The organism is Micromonospora sp. MH33 (assembly GCF_003013775.1).
Taxonomy (GTDB): Bacteria; Actinomycetota; Actinomycetes; order Mycobacteriales; family Micromonosporaceae; genus Micromonospora; species Micromonospora fulviviridis.
Window position 1 is genome coordinate 1 of the sequence record NZ_MUYZ01000241.1, and the last position, 10,628, is coordinate 10,628.

The following is a 10,628-nucleotide window of genomic DNA, read 5'->3' on the forward strand; positions in this document are numbered from 1 at the left end:
CGCCGCGCCGGTCGACCGGGCCGGGCTGGTCCGCGCCCTCGACCGCCGCACGAGCGGCGCGCTGCTGGTGGTCGACCTGCACGGCGCCGGCGAGGCGGCGGTGCTGGACGGGCCCGTGCAGGCCGAGGTCGTCCACCGGCTCCGGTCCGGCGCCGGACCGCACGACCTGGTGGCCCGGCTCACCGACACCGAGTTCGCCGTGCTCACCGACCTCGGGCCGGTGCTCGCGTACGCGCTGGGGACCCGGCTGCTGGGCGCGCTCGCCGAGCCGTATCCGCGGCCGGGCGGGGCGAGCAGGCTCACGGCCAGCGTCGGGCTCGCCGAGACCACCGGCGGCGAGCCGGAGGACGTGCTGCGCCAGGCCGACCTGGCCCGGCGGCGCGCCGTGCAGCTCGGCCGGGACCGGGTCGAGTGGTACGACGCCTACCTGGAGGAGCAACTGGTCCGCCGGCTGGACCTGGAGCGGGAGCTGCCGGGGGCGGTGGCCCGGGGTGAGCTGGACCTGGTCTACCAGCCGGTGCTGGCGCTGGCCGACCGGCTGCCGGTGGGCACCGAGGCGCTGCTGCGCTGGCGCAGCCCGGCGCTGGGCACGGTGCTGCCGGAAGAGCTGCTGCCCGTCGCGGCCGACCTCGAGATGCTCGGCGAGCTCGGGCGGTGGGTGCTGGACCGGGCCTGCCGGCAGCTCGCGGACTGGTCGGAGGGGGGCCGGGAGCTGTGGATGGCGGTCAACGTCACGGCCCGGGAGCTGGCCGCGCCGGATTTCGTGGCCCGCACCGCGACCGCGCTGGCCGCGTACGACGTGCCGCCGGAGCGCCTGGTCGTGGAGGTGGCCGAGCCGGCGGTGGCCGCCGAGCTGTCCACCGTGGTGGCCCGGCTCGCCGGGCTCCGCTCGCTCGGTGTCCGCACCGCGCTGGACGACTTCCGCGCCGAGCACGCCTCGCTGGCCCAGCTCCGCCGGCTCCCGATCGACCTGCTCAAGGTGGGCCCGCACCTGGTCGGGCCGGGTGCCGACGGGCAGCGTCCGCTGATCGACGTGGTGGCCAAACTGGGTGACCGGCTCGGGCTGGAGGTGGTGGTCGAGGGGCTGGAGTCCGACGCCCAGGTGGCCGGTGCGCGCCGGGCCGGCTGCCAGTACGGGCAGGGCTTCGCGCTGGCCCGCCCGGCCCCCGCCGAGCGGGTGGAGGCGTGGTTCGAGGAGTTTCCCTCGACGCCCCGTTGACCTGGTCGTCAAGCCGGGTCGCTGAACCGGTTCATCGAGGGCGTGGGGGAGCCGTGCTGCCGCGCGGGGTGAGGTGGGCGGTCTCGTCCTGGAGGCCGGTGACCGGCTCGCCCGCGATCACGGCCAGGAGCTGCCGCGCGGCGTGCGCCCCGTACGCGGGGATGTCCCGGCCCAGCGCGGTCAGCGGCGGGTGCACGAGCTGGCAGAGCGGGGAGTCGTCCCAGGCCACGATGGACAGGTCGCCGGGCACGGCCAGTCCCATCTCCTGGGCCACGGAGAGCCCGGCGATCGCCATCACGTCGTTGTCGTAGATCACCGCGGTGGGCCGGCCGGCGGAGCTGAGCAGGCGGCGGGTGGCCCGCGCCCCCTCCTCGCCGGTGTAGTCGGACCAGACCGTGGTGGCCTCGTCCAGGCCGAGCCGGCGGCACACCTCGGTGAACGCGTCGGTGCGGATCTCGGTGTGCAGCAGCGAGGGCAGGCCGCCGACCCGGGCGATCCGCCGGTGCCCCAGCGCGACCAGGTACTCCACGGTCTCGACCAGGGCCGCCGCGTCGTCGGACCAGACGCTGGCCAGGCTGCCGGTGTGTCCGGGGCCGCCGATCACCACGGCCGGCAGTTGCAGCTCCTCCAGCGCCGGCACCCGCCGGTCGTCGGTGCGCAGGTCGCAGACGAACACGCCGTCCACCCGACGCTCGGCCCACCAGCGGCGGTAGACCGCGATCTCCGCCTCCTGGTCGGCCACCACCTGGAGGGTCAGCGCGTACGAGCGGGCCGACAGCTCGGCCTCCACGCCGCTGATCAGCTCCATGAAGAAGGGCTCGATGCCCAGTATCCGGGCGGGCCGGCACAGGGTCAGGCCGACCGCCTTGGCGGTGGCGCCGGAGAGCGCCCGGGCGGCGCTGCTCGGGCTGAACCCGATCTCGGCGGCGATCGCCAGGATCCGCTGGCGGGTCGCCTCGGACACGCCGGGCTGCCCGTTCAGCGCGTACGACACCGCGCCCTTGGAGACCCCGGCCCGCCGGGCGACGTCGGCGATGGTCGGCCGCTTCACGGGCGCGCTCCTCCACTCGTCCGGCCCGCGTGGGGCCACCTTCGACAACCGGGGGTGACCGGCGGCTGTCACGCTACTGCAACGGGGCTGCGGCACCGTCGGCGCGGCGCGGCCCGGGACTGATCCTGGCTGCCCGTCACTTGCGCGGTTAAGCGTACGACCCGACCCACCCCTCTCCGCCAGCCCCCGGCCTCCCGATCGTGCTCCGGAGAGCGCTCAACCACGCATGATCGCGCTCCCAGGGCATCGGGAGGATTACCGGACGGCCTCGCTGTTAACCGGCCGTTGACAGTCCAGGGTGTCCCTCGTACGGTGTGCTCACTTATCCGGTTCAGTCAACGTCTCTTGATCTCGGGAGCGTTCCCATTTTGGCGCGGAGGATGACATGAAACGGTCCTGGACGCACTGGGCCCGGGCGGCCGCCGTGGGTGCCGTCAGCCTGGTCATGGTCGCCGCCTGCAGCGGCAAGAGCACCACCGGCGGCTCCGGCGCGGCCGGCGGCCAGGTCACTCTGAAGATCAATTTCTGGGGCGACTTCGGCCTCCAGGACCTCAAGACCAGATACGAGGCCGAACACCCGAACATCAAGATCCAGCTGAACTCCGGCGAGTACAACGCCCAGCACGAGGACCTGCAGAAGAAGCTCGTCGCCGGCAACGGCGCGCCCGACATCGCGGCGATCGACGAGGGCTTCATGGTCCAGTTCCGCAGCCAGTCCGACAAGTTCGTCAACCTGCTGGACAAGGGCGCCGGCTCGTACGAGAGCAAGTACCTGCCCTGGAAGTGGAAGCAGTCGCTCTCCGCCGACGGCAAGACCCAAATCGGCCTCGGCACCGACGTCGGCGGCCTGGCCATGTGCTACCGGACCGACCTGTTCAAGGCCGCCGGCCTGCCCACCGAGCGGGACCAGGTCTCCGCGCTCTGGCCCGACTGGGACAAGTTCATCGAGGTCGGCCAGCAGTACACCGCCAAGACCAACAAGAAGTTCATCGACGCCGGCACCAACCTGTTCAACCCGATCCTCGGCCAGCAGCAGGTCGGCTTCTACAACGACCAGGAACAGCTCCAGATGGACGGCGGCCCGAAGGTCGCCTTCGACTACACCGTGAAGGCCGTCCAGGCCGGGCTCTCGGCCAACCTCGTCAGCTTCCAGGCCGACTGGGACAAGGGCTTCACGAGCGGCGCCTTCGCCGTGCTCGCCTGCCCGGCGTGGATGCTCGGCCACATCAAGGACACCGCCCCCGGCACCCAGGGCAAGTGGGACATCGCCGCGGTGCCCGGTGGCGGCGGCAACTGGGGCGGCTCGTTCCTGACCATCCCGAAGCAGGGCAAGCACGTCGACGAGGCGTACAAGCTGCTGGAGTGGCTGGTCGCGCCGGAGCAGCAGATCGAGATCTTCAAGAAGGTCGGCAACCTGCCCTCGCAGCCGGCGCTCTACGCCGACCCGGCCATCGCCGACTTCAAGAACCCGTTCTTCAACAACGCCCCGGTCGGCCAGATCTTCCCCAACATGGCGCAGGGCCTCACCCCGCAGTACCTCGGCAAGAAGAACGGTCCCACCCGGGTCGCCGTGGAGAACGTGATCCGGCGGGTCGAGAACAAGAGCCTGAAGCCGGACGCCGCCTGGGGCGAGGCGGTCAAGGAGGCCGACAAGGCCGCCAAGTCCTGACCGGGCACCGGTGACAGGGCCGGCCACGGCCGGCCCCGTCACCGCCTGACCTCCTCACCCACCTCGGCCCTGGAGTGATCCGATGTCCACCACCCGTGCCGCGCCCGCGTCGTCGAGCCGCCGAGCCGCGCCGGAGCGCGGTCGCTCCGGGGGCGACGACCGGCGGCTGACCTGGCGCAACCGGCTGTACCGCTTCGACATGCGCTACCTGCCGTACCTCATGATCGCGCCGTTCTTCCTGCTCTTCATCGTGTTCGGCCTCTTCCCGCTGCTCTTCAACGCCGTGGTCTCGCTGCGCAACTACCGGCTCGACGACCCGACGCTGCCCTACTGGGCGGGCGTCGAGAACTTCAGCCGGCTCTCCGGCGACGAGGACTTCTGGAACGCCCTCTACAACACCTTCGGCATCTTCCTGCTCTCCTCGGTGCCCCAGCTGCTGCTCGCGCTCGTGGTCGCCTCGCTGCTCAACCGCAAGCTGCGGGCGCAGACCTGGTGGCGGGTCGGGGTGCTGCTGCCGTACGTGACCCCGATCGTCGCCTCGACCATGGTGTTCAGCGTCTTCTTCTCCCGCGACTTCGGCATGGCCAACTGGGTGCTCGGCCTGTTCGGCCTCGGCGGCCCGGACGACCCGATCGACTGGCGGGCCGACAAGCTGCACTCCTGGATCGCCATCGCCACGATGGTCAACTGGAAGTGGATCGGCTACAACGCGCTGCTCTACCTGGCCGCGATGCAGTCCATCCCGCGCGACGTCTACGAGGCGGCGGCGATCGACGGCGCCGGGCCGTGGAAGCAGCTCTGGCGGATCACCGTGCCGATGATCCAGCCGGTGGTGCTCTTCACCGTCATCCTCTCCACCATCGGCGGCCTCCAGCTCTTCACCGAGCCGATGCTCTTCGACCCGAACGCCCAGGCCGCCACCGGCGGGCCGAACGGCGAGTGGCAGACCATCGCCCAGCTCATCTACAAGGTCGGCTGGAAGGACCTCAACCTCGGCTACGCCGCGGCCATGTCCTGGGCTCTCTTCCTGATCATCCTGATCGTCGCCGGCGTCAACTACGTGGTGACGAACCGACTGTCCGGAGGGCGCAAATGACCAGCGTCGCACCCGCGCGCCGGAAGCCGCGGCTGGTGGCCCGAGCCCCGCAGGAGACCCAGGCCGGGCTCTGGACCTACCTGTTCCTCGCGCTGACCATGCTGTTCGCCGCGTTCCCGCTCTACTGGATGTTCGTCATCGCGACCAGCGGCGACGAGGCCCTCGCGAAGTTGCCGCCGGCGATCGTGCCGGGCAGCAAGTTCATGACCAACGTCGACGAGGTCTTCTCCCTCCAGGACGTCTACTTCGCCGCCTCGCTGGTCAACAGCGTCATCGTGGCGACCGTGGTGACCGCCTCGGTGCTCTTCTTCTGCTCGCTGGCCGGGTTCGCCTTCGCCAAGCTGCGCTTCAAGGGCAGCAACGCGCTGATGCTCTTCGTGGTGCTCACCCTGACCGTGCCCAACCAGCTCGGCATCGTGGCCCTCTACATCGTGATGGGCAAGCTCGGCTGGAACGGCACCCTGCTCGCGGTGATCGCCCCCGGGCTGGTCACCGCGTTCGGTGTCTTCTACATGCGGCAGTTCATCGTCAACACCGTCCCCGACGAGCTGGTCGAGTCGGCCCGGATGGACGGCGCCACCACCATGCGGGTGTACGCCAACATCGTGCTGCCGGCGATCCGCCCGGCCCTGGCCGTGCTCGGGCTGCTCACCTTCGTGGCCACCTGGAACGACTTCCAGTGGCCGCTCATCACGCTGAGCGGCACCGAATTCCCGACCTCCATGGTCGCGGTCTCGGACCTGGCCAGCGGCAACTATGTGATCTACCGGCGGGTGCTGGCCGGGGCGTTCATCGCCACCGTCCCCCTGCTGGTCATGCTGTTCATCGGTGGGCGTCAGATCGTCCGCGGAATCATGGAAGGCGCGGTGAAGTCGTGAGCCGTCAGACGTTGCACGAGGGTTGGACGCTGCGGGCCGTGCCCGGTCCGCAGGTGCCGCCGGAGGTCGCCGGTCAGGCGGTGCCGGCGACCGTCCCCGGCTGCGTGCACACCGACCTGCTGGCGGCCGGCCTCATCCCCGACCCGTACCTCGACGACAACGAGAACGGCCTGGGCTGGATCGGCCGGACCGACTGGGTCTACGAGACCACCTTCGACTGGCGGCCGGGCGACGACGAGCGGGTCGACCTGGTCTGCGCCGGCCTGGACACGGTCGCCACGGTCACCCTCAACGGCGCCGAGGTCGGCCGCACCGAGAACCAGCACCGCGGCTACCGCTTCACGGCCGGCCCGTCGCTCCGGCCGGGCGCCAACACGCTCACCGTGCGCTTCGACTCGCCGTACCGCTACGCGGAGGCGCACCGGGACCGGCTCGGCGACCGGCCGAACGCGTACCCGGAGCCGTTCAACTTCATCCGCAAGACCGCCTGCAACTTCGGCTGGGACTGGGGACCGACCGTGGTCACCGCCGGCATCTGGCAGGAGATCGGGCTGCACGCCTGGTCCACCGCCCGGCTCGCGACCGTCCGGCCGCTGGTCACGGTCGAGGGCGGCACCGGCCGGGTGGAGCTGCACGTCGAGGTCGAGCGGGCGGGCGACGACCCGCTCACCGTGCACGCCACCGTCGCGGGCGCCGCCGTCGAGGTCGCCGTCCCGGCCGGGGAGCGCCGCGCCGTGGCGACCCTCACCGTCCGCGACCCGGCGCTCTGGTGGCCCGTCGGGTACGGCGACCAGCCCCTGCACGACCTCGACGTGACCCTGTCCACCGTGGACGGCCGGGCGCTGGACGACTGGTCCCGCCGGATCGGCTTCCGCTCGATTCGCCTGGACACCGCCCGCGACGTGCACGGCTCCGCGTTCACCCTGCACGTCAACGGCGTGCCGGTCTTCGTCAAGGGGGTCAACTGGATCCCCGACGACGCGTTCCCGAACCGGGTCACCCGGGCCCGGCTCGCCGAGCGGTTCGCGCAGGCGGTGGGCGCGAACGTCAACCTGCTGCGCATCTGGGGCGGCGGCCGGTACGAGTCGGCGGACTTCTACGAGTTGGCCGACGAACTCGGGCTGCTGGTGCAGCAGGACTTCCTCTTCGCCTGCGCCGCGTACCCGGAGGAGGAGCCGTTCCGCACCGAGGTCGAGGCGGAGGCGCGGGAGCAGGTCACCCGGCTCGCGAGCCACCCCTCGCTGGTGCTCTGGACCGGCAACAACGAGAACATCTGGGGCTGGTACGACTGGGACTGGCAGGAGCCCCTGGCCGGGCGGACCTGGGGGCGCGGCTACTACCTGGAGCTGCTGCCCGCGATCGTCGCCGAGCTGGACCCGACCCGGCCGTACTGGCCGGGCAGCCCCTGGTCGGGCAGCGAGGACGTGCACCCGAACGACCCGGCGCACGGCACCATGCACATCTGGGACGTGTGGAACACCGACGACTACACGAAGTACCGGGAGTACGTGCCCCGCTTCGTCGCCGAGTTCGGCTACCAGGCGCCCCCGGCGTACGCGACCCTGCGCCGGGCCCTCTCCGACGAACCGCTCGCCCACGACTCGCCCGGGATGGCGCACCACCAGAAGGCGATCGACGGGGACCGCAAGCTTCAGCGCGGCCTCGACGCACACCTGCCGGCGCCCGCCGACTTCGATGACTGGCACTACCTCACCCAGCTCAACCAGGCCCGGGCCATCCAGCTCGGCGTCGAGCACTTCCGCTCGCACCGGCCGGTCTGCATGGGCACCATCGTCTGGCAGCTCAACGACTGCTGGCCCGTCACCTCCTGGGCGGCGGTCGACGGCGACGGCCGGCGCAAGCCGCTCTGGTACGCGCTGCGCCGGGCGTACGCCGACCGGCTGCTCACCGTGCAGCCGCGGGACGGCGGGCTGGCGCTGGTGGCGGTGAACGAGACCGGCGAGGCGTGGCACGCGCCGGCCACGGTCACCCGGCTCACCCTCACCGGGGAGCCGAGGGCGAAGACCTCGGTGGACCTCGACGTCCCCGCGTACTCCTCGGTGGTGCTGGCGCTGCCGGCGGAGCTGGCGCGGCCGGACGAGGCCCGGCGGGAGCTGCTGGTCGCGGAGGCCGGCGAGACCGCGGAGCGGGCGCTGTGGTTCTTCGCCCCCGACCGGGAGGTCGAGTGGCCGTCCGCAAAGCTGGACGCGACGGTCGAGCCGGCGGGCGGCGGCCAGCGGGTCCGGGTGACCGCGCGGACGGTGCTGCGCGACCTGACCCTCTTCCCGGACCGGCTCGACCCGGCCGCGCAGGTCGACCAGGCGCTGGTCACCCTGCTGCCGGGAGAGTCGGCAACCTTCACCGTCACGGCGACCGCCGCGCTCGACCCGACGGCGCTCACCGCCCGCCCGGTCCTGCGCTGCGTCAACGACCTCACCCGGTAGCCGTCCTTGAATCTTGGCGAGTTGCCGTTCGTGGCGGACGGCAACTCTCCAAGATCTCGGCGAGCACAGCGCCGAGGAGCATGTCCACCGTCGACGCCACCGGCGCGCAGGTGCTCGGCGACGCCATCGCCCTGGACGCCTGGTCCGGCAGCGCGGCCGGGCCGCCCCGACTACTCGGGGACCCGCCGGTACGCGCCGTCGCTGGCCGAGGTGGCCATCGAGGCGTACGCGCGCAGCGCCGCCGACACCGGCCGGACCCGGTCGGTCGGGGTGTACGGGCGGTCACGCTTCTCCTCGGCCACCCGCCGCGCCTGGATCACGTCGTCGGGCACGTCGAGCCGGATCGACCGGGCCGGGATGTCGATGACGATCTCGTCGCCCTCCCGCACCAGCGCGATGAGCCCGCCCGAGGCCGCCTCCGGGGAGACGTGCCCGATGGACAGGCCGGAGGTGCCGCCGGAGAACCGGCCGTCGGTGAGCAGCGCGCAGGAGCGGCCCAGCCCGCGCCCCTTGAGGAACGAGGTGGGGTAGAGCATCTCCTGCATGCCGGGGCCGCCCTTCGGGCCCTCGTACCGGATCACCACCACGTCTCCGGCGACGACCTCCTTGGCCAGGATCGCCGCCACCGCGTCGTCCTGCGACTCGTAGACCTTGGCCGGCCCGCGGAAGGTCAGGCACTCCTCGGGCACCCCGGCGGTCTTCACCACGCAGCCGTCCGGCGCCAGGTTGCCGTGCAGGATGGCCAGCCCGCCGTCCGCGCTGTACGCGTGCTCCCGGTCCCGGATGCAGCCGCCGGCCGCGTCGGTGTCCAGGGACGACCAGCGGTTGGTGGTGGAGAACGGCTCGGTGGTGCGCACCCCGCCCGGGGCGGCGTGGAACAGCTCGACCGCCTCCGGGGTGGCGGAGCCGCCGCGCACGTCCCAGTCGGCGAGCCAGTGCGACAGGCTCGGCGAGTGCACCGCGTGCACGTCCCGGTGGAGCAGGCCGGCGCGGTCCAGCTCGCCGAGGATGGCCGGGATGCCGCCGGCCCGGTGCACGTCCTCCATGTGGTACTGCGGCGAGTTCGGCGCGACCTTGGCCAGGCAGGGCACCCGGCGGGAGATGGCGTCGATGTCGGCCACCCCGAAGTCCAGCTCCGCCTCGCGGGCGGCGGCGAGCAGGTGCAGGACGGTGTTGGTCGAGCCGCCCATGGCCACGTCGAGCGCGACGGCGTTCTCGAAGGCGGCCCGGGTGGCGATCGACCGGGGCAGCACCGACGCGTCGTCTCCGTCGTACCAGCGCTTGGCGATCTCGACGGCGGTGCGGCCGGCCTCGACGAAGAGCGACCGGCGGGCGGCGTGGGTGGCCAGCGTCGAGCCGTTGCCGGGCAGCGCCAGGCCGATCGCCTCGGTGAGGCAGTTCATCGAGTTGGCGGTGAACATGCCGGAGCAGGAGCCGCAGGTGGGGCAGGCGGAGCGCTCGATCTCGGCGAGCTGGTCGTCGGTGACCGCCTCGTTCGAGGAGGCGATCATGGCGTCGATCAGGTCGATCTTGGAGTGGACGACGCCCTCGATCGCCACCGTCTTGCCGGCCTCCATCGGGCCGCCGGAGACGAAGACGGTCGGGATGTTGAGCCGCAGTGCGGCCAGCAGCATGCCCGGGGTGATCTTGTCGCAGTTGGAGATGCAGACCAGGACGTCCGCGCAGTGCGCGTTGACCATGTACTCCACCGCGTCGGCGATCAGCTCTCGGCTGGGCAGCGAGTAGAGCATGCCGCCGTGGCCCATGGCGATGCCGTCGTCCACCGCGATGGTGTTGAACTCCCGGCCCACCCCACCGGCCTCGGCTACCGCGTCGGCGACCAGGCCGCCGAGGTCCTTGAGGTGTACGTGACCGGGGACGAACTGGGTGAAACTGTTCGCGATGGCGACGATCGGCTTGCCGAAGTCGTCGTCGGTCATCCCGGTGGCCCGCCACAGGGCCCGGGCGCCGGCCATCGTCCGACCGTGGGTGGAGGTCCTCGACCGCAGCTCAGGCATGCCTACCAGTCTGACACCGCCGGCCCGGCGGCCTCCGGGCACACGCGCCGTGTCCCAACAGATGCACACCCGGTGCCCCACGGTGGGCGCCGATCCGGCACAGTTGACGTCGTGCAGTCGTCCCCGGGCATGGTCACCGTCGCGGTGCTGAGCGGGCTCGCGGCGGCCGGTGCCGCCGCCCTGCTCGCCGTGTCGGCGCGCCGCCGGGGCGGGCCGCACCGCCGGGCCCACGTGCTGCTCGCGGCCGCCGCCG

The 10,628-nt window shown here is 72.1% G+C and carries 7 protein-coding genes; 5 read left to right on the plus strand and 2 right to left on the minus strand.

Annotated elements, in window-relative coordinates:
• The coding region (locus B0E53_RS27370; RefSeq protein WP_146167786.1) for a GGDEF domain-containing phosphodiesterase at window positions 1–1,219 on the plus strand (1,219 nt) is incomplete at its 5' end.
• 31 nt (window positions 1,220–1,250) lie between these two features.
• On the opposite strand, the gene B0E53_RS27375 is transcribed toward B0E53_RS27370, so the two are convergent.
• Window positions 1,251–2,270 (minus strand): LacI family DNA-binding transcriptional regulator, encoded by a 1,020-nt coding sequence (locus B0E53_RS27375; protein ID WP_107078660.1) that lies wholly within the window; start codon window positions 2,268–2,270, stop codon window positions 1,251–1,253.
• 385 nt (window positions 2,271–2,655) lie between these two features.
• Between B0E53_RS27375 and B0E53_RS27380 the strand changes: the two genes are divergently transcribed.
• The 4 genes from B0E53_RS27380 (at window position 2,656) to B0E53_RS27395 (ending at window position 8,357) form a co-directional block, all read left to right on the plus strand.
• Window positions 2,656–3,939: an extracellular solute-binding protein gene (locus tag B0E53_RS27380; RefSeq protein ID WP_107078661.1), complete on the plus strand. Its 1,284-nt coding sequence runs from the start codon at window positions 2,656–2,658 to the stop codon at window positions 3,937–3,939.
• 82 nt (window positions 3,940–4,021) lie between these two features.
• The gene (locus B0E53_RS27385; protein ID WP_107078662.1) at window positions 4,022–5,035 is read left to right on the plus strand and encodes a sugar ABC transporter permease; all 1,014 of its coding nucleotides are present in this window, start codon (window positions 4,022–4,024) and stop codon (window positions 5,033–5,035) included.
• Window positions 5,032–5,913, plus strand: coding sequence for a carbohydrate ABC transporter permease (locus B0E53_RS27390; RefSeq protein WP_107078663.1), 882 nt, complete (start codon window positions 5,032–5,034; stop codon window positions 5,911–5,913). The genes B0E53_RS27385 and B0E53_RS27390 overlap by 4 nt, the downstream gene beginning before the upstream one ends.
• On the plus strand, window positions 5,910–8,357 hold the full coding sequence (locus tag B0E53_RS27395) for a glycoside hydrolase family 2 protein (RefSeq protein ID WP_107078664.1): 2,448 nt from the start codon (window positions 5,910–5,912) through the stop codon (window positions 8,355–8,357). The genes B0E53_RS27390 and B0E53_RS27395 overlap by 4 nt, the downstream gene beginning before the upstream one ends.
• A 170-nt stretch (window positions 8,358–8,527) precedes the next feature.
• Here B0E53_RS27395 and ilvD read toward each other — a convergent pair whose 3' ends face one another.
• The gene (gene ilvD / locus B0E53_RS27400) at window positions 8,528–10,375 is read right to left on the minus strand and encodes a dihydroxy-acid dehydratase (protein ID WP_107078665.1); all 1,848 of its coding nucleotides are present in this window, start codon (window positions 10,373–10,375) and stop codon (window positions 8,528–8,530) included.
• Between the last annotated feature and the right edge of the window lie 253 nt (window positions 10,376–10,628).